Raw genomic sequence first — 15,367 nt, forward strand, 5'->3', positions numbered from 1 at the left:
CTGTAGGTTGCTGCGTGCCTCGCGGGCTGCAACCTCTGCTGGGTGCTCAGTGCCGGACCGGCTCCATCACGTGGTCGTGCATCTCCTCGAGCTCCTTGCCCCGGGTCTCCTCGACCCACTTCCAGACGAAGAGCAGCGACAGCAGCGCGCACACCGCGTAGAAGCCGTAGGCCAGGCCGAGCGAGAGGTCCTTCAGCGAGGGGAACGTCACCGTGATGACCCAGTTGGCCACCCACTGGGCAGCCGCGGCCAGGGAGAGGGCCGCCGCCCGGATGCGGTTGGGGAACTTCTCCCCCAGCAGGACCCACACCATCGGACCCCACGACATGCCGAAGGCCACCACGAAGAGGTTCGCCGCGACGAGGGCGATCGGGCCCTGCGCGCCCGTGAGCTCGGGGGTGACGGTCCCGTCCGCCGCGGTGGTCGTGCTCGCCGTCCCGAAGATGAAGGCCATGGTCGCCAGCGTGACGGTCATGCCGACCGAGCCGATGAGCAGCAGCGGCTTGCGGCCGTAGCGGTCAACCGACGCGATGGCGATGAGGGTGGTCGCGATGTTCACGACCGAGGTGATGACGGTGATCTTGAACGAGTCGGCCTCGCTGAAGCCGACCGCCTCCCAGAGCACGTTGGAGTAGTAGAAGATCACGTTGATCCCGACGAACTGCTGGAAGACCGACAGGCCGATGCCGACCCAGACGATGGGGAGCAGGCCCAGCGCCGGGCCGCGCAGGTCGCGCCACGATGGCTTGCTCTCGTGGCGCAGGGTCTCGCGGATGCGCTCGATGCGCAGGTCGACGCCGTCGGCGCCGAGGAGCCGTCGGAGGACCGTGCGGGCTTCGCCCTCCTGCTTGGTGGCGACGAGGAAGCGCGGCGACTCGGGGATGGTGAGCGACAGTGCGCCGTAGATCACGGCCGGCACGAGCATGGCGATGAACATCCAGCGCCAGGCCTCCAGACCCATCCACAGCACGTCCTTCGACGACCCGGCCGCGCCGGCCAGCAGGTAGTCCACGAGCAGCGACATGAAGATGCCGGTGACGATGGCCAGCTGCTGCAGCGACCCGAGCCGGCCGCGCACGTGCGCCGGCGAGACCTCCGCGATGTAGGCGGGGGCGATCACCGAGGCCACACCGACACCGATGCCGCCGATGATGCGACCGAGCACCAGCAGCTCGAGGTTGGGCGCCAGACCCGTGCCGATGGCGCTGACCAGGAAGAGCAGCGCGGCGACCCGCATGACGAACAGGCGGCCGAACCGGTCGGCGAACCGGCCCGCGACCACTGCTCCGAGGGCGGCCCCCAGGAGCGCGGACGCGACGGCGAAGCCCAGCGCCGCAGGTGCCACCTCGAACCTGTCCTCGATGGCTGAGACCGCACCGTTGATGACGGCGCTGTCGTAGCCGAAGAGGAAGCCGCCGAGGGCAGCGACGGAGGCGATGGAGATGACTCGCCCACTGCTGGGTGAGGCGTCGGCCTCGTCAGCCTCCGGTACTGGCGCGGGTCGGTGGTCGCTCATGCAGGTCCTTCCTGGTGTTGCTGGGGCGGTCGTGGCCCGGACCAGTCTCAGCGCTGACCGGGCAGGGCGCACGCGCAGGACCCTAGGCGCTCGGCGCCCGCGGTCGCCAAAATGGTTCGCATGGAGGTACTCGTCACCGGCGGCTCCGGCGCCCTGGGCTCCCTCGTGGTGTCAGAGCTGAGGCGGCGCGGCCATGACGCACGACCGGCCAGCCGGCGCACGGGGGTCGACCTCGCCACAGGCGCCGGGCTCGACGAGGCCGTTTCCGGGGTCGAGGCGGTCGTGCACTGCGCCACCCGGCCGCAGAGCCCCTCGCAGGTCGACGTCGCCGGCACCGGCAGGCTGGTCGCGGCGGCCGCGCGGCAGCCCGAGGTGCCGCACCTGGTCTACATCTCCATCGTCGGCTGCGACCTCACCCCCTTCCCCTACTACCGGGCCAAGGCCGAGGTGGAGCACCGGCTCCGGCAGTGGGGCAAGCCCGTCACCGTGGTGCGGTCCACCCAGTTCCACCCGTTCGCCGCTGCCGTCGCCCGGCTGCTGACCGTCGGCCCGATCGCGCTGACGGTGGGTGACATGGCCGTGCAGCCGGCCGACCCCGCGTGGGTCGCCTCCCGACTGGTGGACGCAGCCACCGGTCCTGCGCCGCAAGGCTTCTCACGCACGACAGACCTCGGGGGACCCGACGTGTTCGCGTTGGGCGAGGTGGCTGGGATGCTGCGCAGCCACGCCGGGAGGGCCGCGCCGCGTGTCGTGCGCTTCCCACCCGTGGGCGGGGCGCTGCGCGCGTTCGGCGACCGCACCAACCTGCCGCGAGGTGAGGCCGAGATCGGCGGCCAGTCCTTCGCGCAGTGGCTGGAGGGCCAGCCGCGCTAGCGCGCGATGCCGTCGCGCTGGCGGCCGACCCGCCGCGCCACGACCACGGTCACCGCCCCCACGACCGCAGCCGTGCCGACGACCAGCAGCAGCCACGGCCCCACGGCACCGGTCAGCCACAACTCCACCACGGCGAAGCCGACGGTGGTGTAGACCGCGGCCCACACCAGGGATCCGACGACGGCGGCGGGCACGAACCGCGTCAGCGGCATCCGCAGCGCGCCGGAGGCCGCGATGACGGCCGTCTGGAAGCCCACCGTCAGGAACGACAGCGTCACGGCCGGAGCCCCCACCCGGCGCACGAACCGTTCCGCAGCCGCGACCGCCGGGCGGTCGAGGTGGCGCGAGAGCCGGGTCCGCTCTCCCCCGGCCCGCAGCCCCCGGCCGGCCCAGTAGGTCGCGTTCGAGCGCACCATGGCGCCGGCGAAGAAGAACAGGAACGTCGCGGCATACGGCCAGGAGTCGAAGGCCTCCGTCACCGCCGCGCTCCCGTGCTCACCCCTCCACCCTAGGCACCCCGAGACGACGTATGCCGGTGGGCCACCTGCGACGGCGGCCCACCGGCATACGTGGTGGTGCGGTGGAGAGGGGTCAGCGCGCGGCCGAGCCCTCGGTGTAGTCGGCGTCGGTCTCCTTGATCCAGGACATGAGCTTGCGCAGCTCCTTGCCGGTGCCCTCGATCGGGTGCTGGGCACCCTTCTCGCGCAGCTCCTTGAACTCCGGAGCGCCGGCGTCCTGGTCCTCGATGAAGCGCTTGGCGAAGGCCCCGTTGCGGATGTCGGCCAGCACCGCCTGCATGTTCTCCTTCACGCGCGGGTCGATGACGCGCGGACCGGAGACGTAGTCGCCGTACTCGGCGGTGTCGGACACCGACCAGCGCTGCTTGGCGATGCCGCCCTCGACCATGAGGTCGACGATGAGCTTGAGCTCGTGCAGGCACTCGAAGTAGGCGACCTCGGGCTGGTAGCCGGCCTCGACGAGGGTCTCGAAGCCGTACTGCACCAGCTGGCTCGCGCCTCCGCAGAGCACCGCCTGCTCGCCGAAGAGGTCGGTCTCGGTCTCCTCGGTGAAGGTGGTCTTGATGCCGCCGGCACGCAGGCCACCGATGGCCTTGGCGTAGGACTTCGCGAGCTCCCAGGCCTGGCCGGAGGCGTCCTGCTCCACGGCGAGCAGCACCGGCACGCCGCGGCCGTCGACGTACTCGCGGCGCACCAGGTGACCAGGACCCTTGGGGGCCACCATGATCACGTCGGACCCGGCCTCGGGCTTGATGTAGCCGAAGCGGATGTTGAAGCCGTGGCCGAACAACAGGGCCGCACCCTCCTTGAGGTTCGGCTGGATCTCGTTGGCGTACACCGTCCGCTGCACCTGGTCGGGGGTGAGGATGACGACGAGATCGGCCTCCTTGACCGCGTCGCCGACGGACTTCACGGTCAGGCCCTCGGCCTCGGCCTTGGCCCGGGACTTGCTGCCCTCGGCGAGGCCGACGCGCACGTCGACGCCGGAGTCGCGCAGGTTGAGCGCGTGGGCGTGGCCCTGGCTGCCGTAGCCGATGACGGCCACCTTCTTGCCCTGGATCACGCTCAGGTCTGCGTCGTCGTCGTAGAACATCTCGGCCACGTCGGCCACTCCTTCTGGTTTGGACTTCCGGGTTGGAACTGCGTTGGGTTCGTGGGGTTTTCGTGGTGCTGGGGCGGCGGTGCCGGCACGACCGGGGTGTGCCGCGCCGGTCAGGCGGTGCGCAGCGCCCGGTCGGTGATGGAACGGGAACCGCGGCCGATGGCCACCATTCCCGACTGCACGAGCTCCTTGATGCCGAACGGCTCGAGCACCTCGAGGAAGGCGTTGAGCTTGTCGCGGTTGCCGGTCACCTCGATCGTGAGGGCGTCACTGGCGACGTCGACGACCTTGGCGCGGAACAGCTGCACGGTCTCGAGCACGTGGCTGCGGCTCTGCAGGTCGGTGCGCACCTTCACCAGCAGGATCTCGCGCTGCACCGACGCGGTGGGCTCGAGCTCGACCACCTTGAGCACCTCGACGAGCTTGTTGAGCTGCTTGGTGACCTGCTCCAGAGGCAGCTCGTCGAGGTCGACGACCACCGTCATGCGCGAGATCTCGGTGTGCTCGGTCGGACCCACCGCGAGGGAGTCGATGTTGAAGCCGCGGCGCGAGAACAGCGCGGCGATGCGGGCCAGGACGCCGGGCTTGTTCTCCACCAGCACCGACAGGGTGTGCTTGCTCATCAGTCTTCCCTCTCCCACGTCGGCGTCATGTTCCGCGCGATCTGGATGTCGTCGTTGCTCACACCGGCGGGCACCATCGGCCAGACCATGGCGTCGCGGTGGACGACGAAGTCGACCACGACCGGGACGTCGTTGATCTCCATGGCCTTGCGGATCGTCGCGTCCACGTCCTCGGGCCGCTCGCACCGCAGGCCGACGCAGCCGTAGGCCTCGGCCAGCTTCACGAAGTCCGGGATGCGACGGCCCACCGACGTGTGCAGGTCGGTGTTGGAGTAGCGCTCGTTGTAGAAGAGCGACTGCCACTGGCGCACCATGCCCAGGCTGGAGTTGTTGATCACCGCGACCTTGATCGGGATGTCGTTGATGACACAGGTCGCCAGCTCCTGGTTGGTCATCTGGAAGCAGCCGTCGCCGTCGATGGCCCAGACGGTGCGGCCCGGCTCGGCGACCTTGGCGCCCATCGCTGCCGGCACCGCGAAGCCCATGGTGCCGAGCCCGCCGGAGTTGACCCAGGAGTTCGGGCGCTCGTACTGCACGAACTGGGCCGCCCACATCTGGTGCTGGCCCACCCCGGCGACGAACACCGACTCAGGTCCGCTGATCGCGCCAAGCCGCTCGATGACGTACTGCGGCGCCACCTCGGTGTCGTCCTCGGGGGCGCTGTAGCCGAGCGGGTAGGTCGACTTCCACTGCGCCGTCTCGTCGCGCCACGCGTCGTAGTCGCCGCTGCGGCCGGCCTCGTGGTCGGCGCGCACCGCGTCGACCAGGTCGGTGATGACGTCCTTGCAGTCACCGACGATCGGCACGTCGGCGGCCCGGTTCTTGGAGATCTCGGCCGGGTCGATGTCGGCGTGGATCACCTTGGCGAGAGGGGCGAACGTCGACAGCTGCCCGGTGACCCGGTCGTCGAAGCGGGCGCCGAGGGTGATGAGCAGGTCGGCCTTCTGCAGTGCGGTGACGGCGGCCACCGACCCGTGCATGCCGGGCATGCCCAGGTGCAGCGGGTGGCTGTCGGGCACCGTGCCGCGCGCCATCAAGGTGGTGACGACGGGGATCTGGGTCAGCTCCACGAACGTGCGCAGCTGGTCCGAGGCACCGGCCCGGATGACGCCGCCGCCCACGTAGAACACCGGTCGCCTGGCCTCGGCGATGAGGCGCGCGGCCTCGCGGATCTGCTTGCTGTGCGGCCGCGCCACCGGCCGGTAGCCCGGCAGGTCGAACTTCGGTGGCCACGAGAACGTGGTCCGCGACTGCAGGGCGTCCTTGCTGATGTCGACGAGCACGGGCCCGGGACGGCCGGTCGAGGCGATGTGGAAGGCCTCGGCGATGACCCGTGGGATGTCGTCGGCGTTGGTGACGAGGTAGTTGTGCTTGGTGATCGGCATGGTGATGCCGCGGATGTCCGCCTCCTGGAAGGCGTCGGTGCCGATCGACGCCGAGCTCACCTGGCCGGTGATGGCCACCATCGGGACGGAGTCCATGTGCGCGTCGGCGAGCGGCGTCACCAGGTTGGTCGCGCCCGGTCCGGAGGTCGCCATGCAGACGCCGACCTTGCCGGTCGCGCTGGCGTAGCCCTCGGCGGCGTGGCCCGCACCCTGCTCGTGGCGGACGAGGATGTGCCGCACCTTCACGGAGTCGAGCAGCGGGTCGTAGGCGGGCAGGATCGCGCCACCGGGGATGCCGAACACGGTGTCGACGTCCATGGCCTCGAGCGAGAGCACCAGGCTCTGCGCACCCGTGACCTCCACGGGGGTCTTCGCGCGGGCCTGCTGGGCCAGCTGGGCCGGGGATGGTGCTGCCGGCTTGGCGTCGCTCACTTCGTCACCGATCGCTTTCTCCTGGTCCGCCGGCGAGACGCCGGCGGTGCTGCACTGGCACAAAAAAACCCTTCGTCCACGCGGGGACAGAAGGGGTGGCGCGTCTGCTCGGCTGAGCGGACGCGCTAGGTGAGTACGAGAATTCGTGACACACCTGCACTGTCCCCCACGCCCCATTGCGTGTCAACGGATGAGACTTCGGGTCTCGGGATCCGGACCTGTGGTCTCAGTCACTGGCCTGGACCTCCGCCGAGATGGACCTCCGCACCACGACACGCCGGCATACCGCGTGGCTGAGGTCCATCTCGGCGGACAGGCATCACGAGCAGACGGCGCCGCCCGACGCGCTGCCCACGAGCCTGCGGTACTTGGCGAGCACCCCACGCGTGTACTTCGGCTCGGGGTGGGTCACGCCCGCCTCACGCCGGCGCTGCATCTCCGCCTCGTCGACGAGCAGGTCGAGCGTGCCGTTCGCGACGTCGAGGCGGATCGGGTCGCCGTCGCGCACGAAGGCGATCGGGCCCTCGTCGACGGCCTCGGGCGCGAGGTGGCCGACGCACAGGCCGGTGGTGCCACCGGAGAACCGCCCGTCCGTGAGCAGCAGCACGTCCTTGCCCAGCCCTGCTCCCTTGATCGCGCCCGTGACCGCCAGCATCTCGCGCATGCCGGGGCCACCCTTGGGTCCCTCGTAGCGGATGACCACGACGTCCTTCGGCTTCAGCGACCCGTCCTCGACGGCATCCATGGCGGCCCGCTCACCGTCGAAGACGCGCGCGGTCCCCTCGAAGACCTCCTCGTCGAACCCCGCCGACTTCACCACGGCCCCGTCGGGCGCCAGCGACCCGGTGAGGATGGTCAGGCCACCGGTGCGGTGCAGCGGCTGGGCCATCTCGCGGATGACCCGGCCGTCGATGTGGGGCGGCTTGAGCTCGTCGAGGTTCTCGGCAACGGTCTTGCCGGTCACCGTGAGGCAGTCGCCGTGCAGCAGGTCGGCGTCGAGCAGCGTCTTCATCACCACCGGGATGCCGCCGATGTGGTCGATGTCCTTCATGACGAAGCGGCCGAACGGCTTGACGTCCGCCAGGTGGGGCACCTTCTTCCCGATGCGCTGGAAGTCACCCAGGGTGAGGTCCACCTCGGCCTCGTGCGCGATCGCGAGCAGGTGCAGCACCGCGTTCGTCGAGCCGCCGAAGGCCATGACCACGGCGATGGCGTTCTCGAACGCCTCCTTGGTCATGATGTCGCGGGCGGTGATGCCGCGGCGCAGCAGGTTGACGACGGCCTCGCCGGACTTGCGGGCGTAGGCGTCGCGGCGGCGGTCGGTCGCGGGTGGTGCGGCAGAGCCGGGCACCGACATCCCGACGGCCTCGGCCACGGTGGCCATGGTGTTCGCCGTGAACATCCCGCCGCACGCGCCCTCGCCGGGACAGATCGCGCGCTCGATGGCATCGACGTCCTCGCGCGACATCTTCCCGGCGGCGCAGGCACCCACCGCCTCGAAGGCGTCGATGATGGTGACCTCCTTCTCGGTGCCGTCCGAGAGCTTGGCGATCCCCGGGAGGATGGTCCCGGCATACAGGAACACCGAGGCGAGGTCGAGGCGCGCCGCGGCCATGAGCATCCCGGGCAGCGACTTGTCGCACCCAGCCAGAAGCACCGAGCCGTCGAGGCGCTCGGCGCTCATGACGGTCTCGACCGAATCGGCGATGATCTCGCGGCTGACCAGGGAGAAGTGCATGCCCTCGTGGCCCATGGAGATGCCGTCGGAGACGGAGATCGTGCCGAACTCCAGCGGGTAGCCGCCGCCGGCGTGCACCCCGTCCTTGACGGCCTTGGCGAGCCGGTCGAGGGAGAGGTTGCAGGGCGTGATCTCGTTCCACGAGCTGGCCACGCCGATCTGCGGCTTGGCGAAGTCGTCGTCGCCCATGCCCAGCGCCCGCAGCATCCCTCGGGCCGCGGTCTTCTCGAGGCCGTCGGTGACGTCGCGGCTGCGCGGCTTGATGTCGACGCCGTCGAAGGTGCGGGGGTCGGTGGTCGTCATGGGCGCAGTCTAGGACGGGCGTCCACGAGGTGGGACGCCGGTCTCGCTTGGTGGGCGCACGCCAGCGCGCCTGCGACGGTGTGCCGGGACCTCACCCCCTGCTGACATGGCACCTCAACAACGACGCGGTGCCGAAGGCGATGTCGTGCCACTTCCCTGCGTAGCCCAGGACCGCCACCGCGGACGTGGGGAATCCCGCGGCGAGGCACTCATGGGCCGCCGTGGAGCCGTCCCCCTCGGACAGCCCGCTCGCGAGCGCCGCCATCGTGGGGTTGTGGCCAACGACGAGCACCACCTGGGCCTCACCGCCCGACTCGCGCACCGTCTGCAGCACGCCGTCGGCCCCGCCGGAGTAGAGGCGGTGGTCGTACTCGACCTCCTCACCGCACGCTCCCCCGTTCGCGGCGGCCTCCCAGGTCTGGCGCGTGCGCACGGCCGGCGAGCAGAGCACCAGCTCGGGTCCCAGCCCGTTTTCGTGCAGCCAGCGACCCGCAGCCGCGGCGTCGCGCCGTCCCCGGTCGGTTAGCTCTCGCTCGTGGTCGGCCTTGCCCGGGGTGTGCTCCGCCTTGGCGTGGCGGAAGAGGATGAGCACCTTGTCGTCGGCGGCGAGGGTCATGCCCTGAGCATGGCCCAGCCGGCGGGGACACGCCAGAGGTCCCCTACGTCATCGGGGGGAGACCTGCGGCACAGCGCTCAGCCACCGGAAACCGCGTTGATGACGTGGACGGTGGCGGCCGGGCCCACGAGGGTCTTCACACCCTGGGCGCGCTTGGCGTCCTCCCCGTCGACGAAGACGTTGACGTGGCGGCGGATCTGCCCCCGTTCGTCGCGAACGCGTGAGTTGAGGATGGGCCAGGAGGCGAAGGCTCCGTCGAGCACCTCCCCCAGCGGGGCGGGACCGGGCAGGTCGACGACCAGCTCGTGGGCACCTCCGGCCAGGTCACGCAGCACGCCGGGGAGGACGACGCGGGCGGTCATGCGTCAGGCCACCGTGAGTGCGCGGACGCAGTAGACGTCGGGCAGCTGGGTTGCGAGCAGCGAGAACGACTCTCCGCCGTCGGTGCTCGCGTAGACCTCCCCGTTGCGGGTGCCGACGTAGAGCCCGGGCTCGCCGGGGTCGGTGTCGGTGCAGACCGCATCGCGCAGCACGTTGGTCCAGGTGTGGGGCAGCCCGGCGGACTGGGTCCGCCAAGTGCGGCCGGCGTCGTCGGAGCGCTGCACCTGCAGCTGCGCCTGCGGCGGGATGTGCTCGTAGTCGGAGGTGATGGGCACCAGCCAGAGCGTGTCGCCCTGCCGCGGGTGGACCACCACCGTCATCCCGAAGTTGGTGGGCAGCCCCTCCTCGATGGACTGCCACGTGACGCCGTCGTCCTCCGACCGGTAGACGCCTCGGTGGTTCTGGCAGTACAGCCGCGTGGGGGTCCGCGGGTCGCGCGCCACCTTGTGAACGCACTGGCCGAACTCCGGCCACTCGTCGTGCGGCATGAAGTAGGCGTGGATGCCGGTGTTGCCCGGGCTCCACGACTGCCCGCCGTCCCTGGAGTTGTAGACACCGCCCGTGCTCATGGCCACGAGCATCGCCTGCGGGTCGACCGGGCTGGGCAGGACCGTGTGGATGGCGCCCCCGCCGGCGCCCTCGCCCCACTCGGGGCGGTGGGGGTGGTCCCACAGGCCGCGGTTGAGGCTGAACGTCTCGCCCGCGTCCTCGCTCCGCCACAGCCCCTGGGGTTCGGTGCCCGCCCACACCACGGACTCGTCGTGCGGGTCGGCCGCGAGCTGCCAGGTCGCCTTCAGCGCCGTGTCCGTGTCCTCGGGGAACCGGATCGACCCCTCGGGGTGCTCCACCCACGTCCTCCCCAGGTCGTCGCTGTGCTGGAGCGACGGCCCCCAGTGGGACGAGCGAAAGCCCACGAGGAGGCGGCTGCGCCCACCCCGGGTGTCGAACAGGAGCGAGAGCACCTCGCTCATCAGGAAGTGGGGCCCCTCGAGCCGCCAGGCTGCACGGTCGGTGCTGCGCGCGAGCCAGAGGCCCTTGCGGGTACCGATGCCGACGATGGTCTCGGTCATCACGCCAGCATGGCACTGCCGGCGTCGCCGGACACCCGCATTTTCACGGTCGCCCTGCCTCTCCTGCATCTGGTGCAGGCGAGCGAGCCGAGAGCACACTGCACGAATGGACCGGCCGCAGCCGGCGCTCGACGCGCTCGACCACGCCCACCAGCACGCGCTGGCGTGGCTGTCGTCGCTCGAGCGCCGCCCCGTTCCCCCGCAGGCCTCGATCGAGGCGGTCGTCGAGGCGCTCGGGCCGGACCTGCCGGAGCAGGGGTCCGACCCCGCCGACGTCGTCGACCTCCTCGCACAGGCCTGCGACGCAGGCCTGACCGGTATGCCGTCGGGTCGCTTCTTCGGGTTCGTCATCGGCGGCACCCACCCCGCGGCCCTGGCCGCCGACTGGCTGGTGAGCGCCTGGGACCAGAACTCCGCCCTGCGCCGGGTGACGCCGGCGCACAGCGCGGTGGAGGAAGTCACGAGCGCCTGGCTGGTCGACCTCCTGGGCCTGCCGTCCGGCAGCGCGGTGGGCTTCGTCACCGGTGCCACCATGGCGAACTTCACGGGACTTGCCGCCGGGCGCGACACAGTCCTGCGCCGAGCCGGGTGGGACGTCGCCCAGCGCGGGCTGCAGGGCGGCCCACGGGTGCGCGTGCTGGTGGGCGCCGAGCGGCACGACACCGTCGACCTCGCGCTGCGCTACCTGGGCCTCGGCGCACCGCAGCCGGTGGCCGTCGACGAGCAGGGGCGGCTGCGGGCCGACGCCCTCCACGAGGCCCTGGCCAGTGGCCCCCCGGGTCCCACGGTCGTGGTGCTCCAGGCCGGCAACGTCCACTCGGGCGCCTTCGACCCCTTCCCCGACGCGTTGGCCGCGGCCCGGGAGCACGGTGCGTGGGTGCACGTCGACGGCGCGTTCGGCCTGTGGGCAGGGGCCGCGGCCTCCCGCAGGCACCTCGTCGCGGGCGTCGACGGCGCCGACTCCTGGGCGACCGATGCCCACAAGACGCTGAACGTCCCCTACGACAGCGGCCTGGCCATCGTCCGCGACCCGGCGGCCGTCCGGGCGTCGATGGGCATGCACGGGGCCTACCTCGTGCACGACGAGGCGGGCGAGCCGTTCGACAAGGTGCCGGAGATCTCCCGGCGCGGGCGGGCCTTCCCCGTGTGGGCGGTGCTGCGGTCGCTGGGTCGCTCGGGCGTCGACGAGCTGGTCGACCGGTTGTGCAGGCACGCAACCGCGTTCGCCACCGGGCTGCGTGCCATCCCCGACGCGGAGGTGCTCAACGACGTGGTGTTCACGCAGGTGTGCGCCGCGTTCGGCAGCGATGAGCGCACCGAGCAGGTGGGCCGCGCCCTGCTCGCGGACGGCACGGCCTGGATGACCGGCTCGACGTGGCACGGCCGCAGCGTGCTGCGCATCTCGGTGAGCAACTGGTCGACGACGACGAGCGACGTCGAGCGCAGCCTCGACGCGGTCCGCCGGGCCGTGGCAAGCCTCTGAGGTCTCGGACGCCAGACGCGAGATCCCAGATCTCGCCCCTCCGGGGGCCGCTACACGCGAGAGGTGGGATCTCGCATCACCGGGAAGGCGCCGTCAGCCCTCGTGCACGACGTTGCGCAGCGGGGCCCCCGCGGCATACGCCCGCAGCTGCTCGCGCAAGAGGCGCACCGCCCGCGGACGGAAGGCCGACGTGGCGCCGCCGACGTGCGGTGAGACCAGCACGCCCGGCGAGGTCCACAGCGGATGGTCCTGTGGCAGCGGCTCGGGGTCGGTGACGTCGAGGGCTGCCAGCAGGCGCCCGGACGAGGTCTCGGCCAGCAGGGCGTCGGTGTCGACGACCGGCCCGCGGGCGACGTTGACCAGCAGGGCGCCGTCGGGCATCGCCGCGAGGAACGTCGCGTCGACGAGCCCGCGCGTCTCCTCCGACAGCGGCACGATGACGATGACCACGTCGTGCCGGGGCAGCAGCTGCGGCAGCTCCTCCACGCCGTGCACGGTGGCCACGAGGTCGTCGCCCTCGCGGGCACGGCTGGCCACTGCCGTGACCTCCACCTCGAACGGCAGCAGGCGCTGCACCGCCGCCCGGCCCACCGAGCCGTAGCCGAGCACGAGCACCCGCCGGTCCGCCAGGGCGGGAAGGAGGCCCGGCGACAACCAACGCCCCTCACGTTGTGCAAGAACGAAGTTCGGCAGGCCGCGCAGCGATGCCAGCGCCAGGCCGACGGCCAGCTCGGCGGTCGACGCGTCGTGCACGCCGGCGGCGTTGGCCAGTCGCACGCCCTCGGGCAGCCGCGCGAGCACGTCGTCGTAGCCGGCGCTGAGCAGCTGCACGACCTCGACGCCCGGCGTGTGCGCGAGGGCGCCGATCCGCTGCCCGGCGCCCATGTAGGGCGGCACGACGAGGCGGACCTCGTCGGCGCGCTGGGGCGGTCCGTCCATCGACCACGGCAGGAGCTCGAGGTCGGGCACGGGCCCCACGTCGTCGATCCAGTCCTGGCCGGGCAGCGTGACGACGGTCATGCGCCTCACGGTAGCCGTGGGTGGATGCGGGCCGGCTCGGCGGTTCGTGCAAATGGTGGAGGACCACCTACAGCGACCGGCTCGTGTGCGATCACCCCCCGCGAGGTGCAATCCGTACGAGGCGCAATCCGCGTCGTGCACGAGGGGAGATCGAACATGGGGACGAGACAAGCGCGGTGGCGTGCCGAGGGGCGGGTCCTCACCGCGGCTTCCTGGCGCCGTAGGGCGCTCGGAGCGGGGGTGGCCCTCGCCATGGCTGGCGGGGCGCTGAGCGCGGCACTGCCATCACAGGCAGCACCGCAGGGTGTGGCGGGCGGCACGGCAGCCGCGATCCTGGCCCTGCCACCCGAGGCGCCGACGGGAGTGCAGGCCCAGGTGGCGACGGGCGGCGTCCAGGTCACGTGGACCACGCCGCCCAACCCCGGTGGTGGCACGATCATCGACTACCAGGTCTCCGCCCAGCCGTCGCAGGTGCGCGTGACCACTGGCGGCGCCCAGACGTCCGTCTTGGTCGAGGGACTCGCCCAGGGTGTGGAGTACAGCTTCGTGGTGAGGGCGAAGAACAGCGTCGACAACACCTGGGGCCCGGCCAGCGCCCCCAGCAACGTGATCATGCTCGGCTCCACCCCATCGTCGGCGCCGGACGCACCGACCGGTGTCTCCGCCTCCATCGACCCCTCGGTGCCGGGGGTGGCCTCCGTCTCGTGGACAGCGCCGGCCAGTGACGGCGGGGCGTTCCTTCGCGGGTACCGCGTCGAGTCCAGCCCCGGCGGCCTGCGCTACGACGTGGAAGCACCGGCAACGAGCACGACGGTGACCGGCCTGTCGAGCAACGTCGCCTACACCTTCACCGTCAAGGCGCTCAACGACATCGGTTACTCCCTGGCCAGCGACCCGAGCAACTCGGTGATCTTCAGCGACGGAGGCTCGGCCGCGACCGCGCCCGCACCCCCCACAGGAGTCACGGCCGTCGCCGGCAACGGCCAGGCAACCGTCAGCTGGACCCGCCCTGCGGACGACGGCGGCAGCCCCATCACCGGATACCGGATCGCGGGGCGCGGCGTGACCTGGGACATGACGGCCGGCGCCTCCGCGACCAGCATCGTGTTCACGGGCCTGACCAACGGGGAGACCTACAAGTTCAAGGTCGAGGCCATCAACGCCGTCGGCTACTCGGTCGCCAGCGAGTTCAGCAACGAGGTCACGCCGAGCGTCGGTGCCGGGCCGGCGGCAACCGCGCCAGGCGCCCCGACGAGCGTGCGCGCCGTCGCCGGCATCCGCACTGCACGGGTGACCTGGGCGACGCCGTCGAGCACCGGCGGCAGCGCGATCAGCGGGTACCGCGTCACGGCCCAGCCCGGCAGCGCCGTGGTGGAGGTGCCGGCCGGCACGAACACCGCCACGTTCGCGCTGCCTGCGGGGCGGGCGTTCTCGTTCACCGTCCGCGCCGTCAACACCGCCGGCTCGTCCGACCCCAGCGCGGCCAGCAACACGGTCCGCGTGGCAGGGCTCGGCGACTTCAACGGCGACGGCAGGGCCGACATCATCACGCGCAAGAGCAACGGCGATCTGTACCTGTTCAAGGGCAACGGCACCGGCGGGCTCAGCGGCTACAGCAGGATCAACAGCGGCTGGCAGTACCTGGACCAGATCCTCAGCCCGGGCGACTTCAACGGTGACGGCAGGTCCGACATCATCGCCCGCAAGAGCACCGGCGAGCTGTACCTGTTCACCGGCAACGGCACGGGCGGGTTCACCAACCCGTCCTACCGCAGGATCGGCACGGGGTGGCAGATCTTCGACCGGATCCTCTCGCCCGGCGACTTCAACGGCGACGGCAGGGCCGACCTCATCGCCCGCCGGACCAACGGGGACCTCTACCTCTACCCGGGCAACGGCGGCGGGTTCAACGGCTACAAGAAGATCAGCAGCGGCTGGCAGGGCCTGGACCGCATCCTGTCCCCCGGCGACTTCAACGGCGACGGCAAGGCGGACCTGATCGCCCGCAAGCCCACCGGCGAGCTGTACCTGTTCAGGGGCAACGGCACGGGCGGGGTCACCGGCTACAGCAAGATCGACAGCGGCTGGCAGGGCCTGGACCGCATCTCGTCGGCCGGCGACTTCAACGGCGACGGCAGGGCCGACATCATCGCCCGCAAGCCCACCGGCGAGCTGTACGTGTTCACCGGCAACGGCACCGGCGGCTTCACGTCCCCGAAGTACCGCAAGATCGACAGCGGCTGGCAGTACCTCAGCCCGCTGTTCGGTCCCGGGGTGTGAGCATGGGGCTGCGGGGGGAGGATGGAA

At 71.3% G+C, this 15,367-nt stretch carries 13 protein-coding genes; 3 read left to right on the forward strand and 10 right to left on the reverse strand.

Translation table 11 applies throughout. From position 1 onward, the window contains the following. Positions 1 to 46: 46 nt before the first annotated feature. The gene (locus P0Y31_RS16825) at positions 47 to 1,516 is read right to left on the reverse strand and encodes a sugar porter family MFS transporter (RefSeq protein WP_275871480.1); all 1,470 of its coding nucleotides are present in this window, start codon (positions 1,514 to 1,516) and stop codon (positions 47 to 49) included. A gap of 120 nt (positions 1,517 to 1,636) precedes the next feature. On the opposite strand from P0Y31_RS16825, the gene P0Y31_RS16830 reads away from it, so the two are divergent. Beyond that, entirely contained in the window at positions 1,637 to 2,389 is a 753-nt protein-coding gene (locus tag P0Y31_RS16830) for an NmrA family NAD(P)-binding protein (RefSeq protein ID WP_275871483.1), read from the forward strand. Here the strand turns inward: P0Y31_RS16830 and P0Y31_RS16835 are convergent. From P0Y31_RS16835 to P0Y31_RS16870, 8 genes are all read right to left on the reverse strand, one after another. Continuing rightward, positions 2,386 to 2,868: a VTT domain-containing protein gene (locus P0Y31_RS16835; protein ID WP_275871486.1), complete on the reverse strand. Its 483-nt coding sequence runs from the start codon at positions 2,866 to 2,868 to the stop codon at positions 2,386 to 2,388. The genes P0Y31_RS16830 and P0Y31_RS16835 overlap by 4 nt on opposite strands. Before the next feature lie 112 nt (positions 2,869 to 2,980). Next, the gene (gene ilvC, locus P0Y31_RS16840) at positions 2,981 to 4,009 is read right to left on the reverse strand and encodes a ketol-acid reductoisomerase (RefSeq protein WP_275871488.1); all 1,029 of its coding nucleotides are present in this window, start codon (positions 4,007 to 4,009) and stop codon (positions 2,981 to 2,983) included. 110 nt (positions 4,010 to 4,119) lie between these two features. Further along, positions 4,120 to 4,632 carry an acetolactate synthase small subunit gene (ilvN, locus tag P0Y31_RS16845; RefSeq protein WP_275871490.1) on the reverse strand — a complete coding sequence of 171 codons (513 nt, stop codon included), beginning with the start codon at positions 4,630 to 4,632 and terminating at the stop codon, positions 4,120 to 4,122. Continuing rightward, positions 4,632 to 6,410 (reverse strand): acetolactate synthase large subunit, encoded by a 1,779-nt coding sequence (locus P0Y31_RS16850; protein WP_275871706.1) that lies wholly within the window; start codon positions 6,408 to 6,410, stop codon positions 4,632 to 4,634. Before P0Y31_RS16850 ends, ilvN begins: the two co-directional genes overlap by 1 nt. 358 nt (positions 6,411 to 6,768) lie before the next feature. Then, positions 6,769 to 8,490: a dihydroxy-acid dehydratase gene (gene ilvD / locus P0Y31_RS16855; protein WP_275871493.1), complete on the reverse strand. Its 1,722-nt coding sequence runs from the start codon at positions 8,488 to 8,490 to the stop codon at positions 6,769 to 6,771. Positions 8,491 to 8,581: 91 nt separating this feature from the next. Further along, positions 8,582 to 9,106 carry a histidine phosphatase family protein gene (locus P0Y31_RS16860; RefSeq protein ID WP_275871496.1) on the reverse strand — a complete coding sequence of 175 codons (525 nt, stop codon included), beginning with the start codon at positions 9,104 to 9,106 and terminating at the stop codon, positions 8,582 to 8,584. 77 nt (positions 9,107 to 9,183) lie between these two features. Then, positions 9,184 to 9,468, reverse strand: a complete 285-nt coding sequence (locus P0Y31_RS16865; RefSeq protein WP_275871498.1) for a MoaD/ThiS family protein — start codon at positions 9,466 to 9,468, stop codon at positions 9,184 to 9,186. Between the two features lie 3 nt (positions 9,469 to 9,471). Next, on the reverse strand, positions 9,472 to 10,557 hold the full coding sequence (locus P0Y31_RS16870; protein ID WP_275871501.1) for an exo-alpha-sialidase: 1,086 nt from the start codon (positions 10,555 to 10,557) through the stop codon (positions 9,472 to 9,474). Between the two features lie 106 nt (positions 10,558 to 10,663). Here P0Y31_RS16870 and P0Y31_RS16875 point away from each other — a divergent pair, with 106 nt between their 5' ends. Next, positions 10,664 to 12,040 (forward strand): aminotransferase class V-fold PLP-dependent enzyme, encoded by a 1,377-nt coding sequence (locus P0Y31_RS16875; protein ID WP_275871503.1) that lies wholly within the window; start codon positions 10,664 to 10,666, stop codon positions 12,038 to 12,040. A gap of 93 nt (positions 12,041 to 12,133) precedes the next feature. Here the strand turns inward: P0Y31_RS16875 and P0Y31_RS16880 are convergent, their stop codons facing one another. Beyond that, positions 12,134 to 13,060 carry a 2-hydroxyacid dehydrogenase gene (locus tag P0Y31_RS16880; RefSeq protein ID WP_275871505.1) on the reverse strand — a complete coding sequence of 309 codons (927 nt, stop codon included), beginning with the start codon at positions 13,058 to 13,060 and terminating at the stop codon, positions 12,134 to 12,136. A gap of 252 nt (positions 13,061 to 13,312) precedes the next feature. Here P0Y31_RS16880 and P0Y31_RS16885 point away from each other — a divergent pair, with 252 nt between their 5' ends. Then, the gene (locus P0Y31_RS16885; protein WP_275871508.1) at positions 13,313 to 15,340 is read left to right on the forward strand and encodes a fibronectin type III domain-containing protein; all 2,028 of its coding nucleotides are present in this window, start codon (positions 13,313 to 13,315) and stop codon (positions 15,338 to 15,340) included. Positions 15,341 to 15,367: the final 27 nt, after the last annotated feature.

The organism is Knoellia sp. 3-2P3 (assembly GCF_029223115.1).
In the GTDB taxonomy this organism is placed as follows: domain Bacteria; phylum Actinomycetota; class Actinomycetes; order Actinomycetales; family Dermatophilaceae; genus Pedococcus_A.

Bases quoted from the DNA above. Each gene is read 5' to 3' on its own strand.
- P0Y31_RS16870 (WP_275871501.1), bottom strand. From the start codon at position 10,557: ATGACCGAGACCATCGTCGGCATCGGTACCCGCAAGGGCCTCTGGCTC.
- P0Y31_RS16865 (WP_275871498.1), bottom strand. From the start codon at position 9,468: ATGACCGCCCGCGTCGTCCTCCCCGGCGTGCTGCGTGACCTGGCCGGA.
- P0Y31_RS16880 (WP_275871505.1), bottom strand. From the start codon at position 13,060: ATGACCGTCGTCACGCTGCCCGGCCAGGACTGGATCGACGACGTGGGG.
- P0Y31_RS16825 (WP_275871480.1), bottom strand. From the start codon at position 1,516: ATGAGCGACCACCGACCCGCGCCAGTACCGGAGGCTGACGAGGCCGAC.
- ilvD (WP_275871493.1), bottom strand. From the start codon at position 8,490: ATGACGACCACCGACCCCCGCACCTTCGACGGCGTCGACATCAAGCCG.
- P0Y31_RS16875 (WP_275871503.1), top strand. From the start codon at position 10,664: ATGGACCGGCCGCAGCCGGCGCTCGACGCGCTCGACCACGCCCACCAG.
- P0Y31_RS16830 (WP_275871483.1), top strand. From the start codon at position 1,637: ATGGAGGTACTCGTCACCGGCGGCTCCGGCGCCCTGGGCTCCCTCGTG.
- P0Y31_RS16885 (WP_275871508.1), top strand. From the start codon at position 13,313: ATGGCTGGCGGGGCGCTGAGCGCGGCACTGCCATCACAGGCAGCACCG.
- ilvN (WP_275871490.1), bottom strand. From the start codon at position 4,632: ATGAGCAAGCACACCCTGTCGGTGCTGGTGGAGAACAAGCCCGGCGTC.
- P0Y31_RS16860 (WP_275871496.1), bottom strand. From the start codon at position 9,106: ATGACCCTCGCCGCCGACGACAAGGTGCTCATCCTCTTCCGCCACGCC.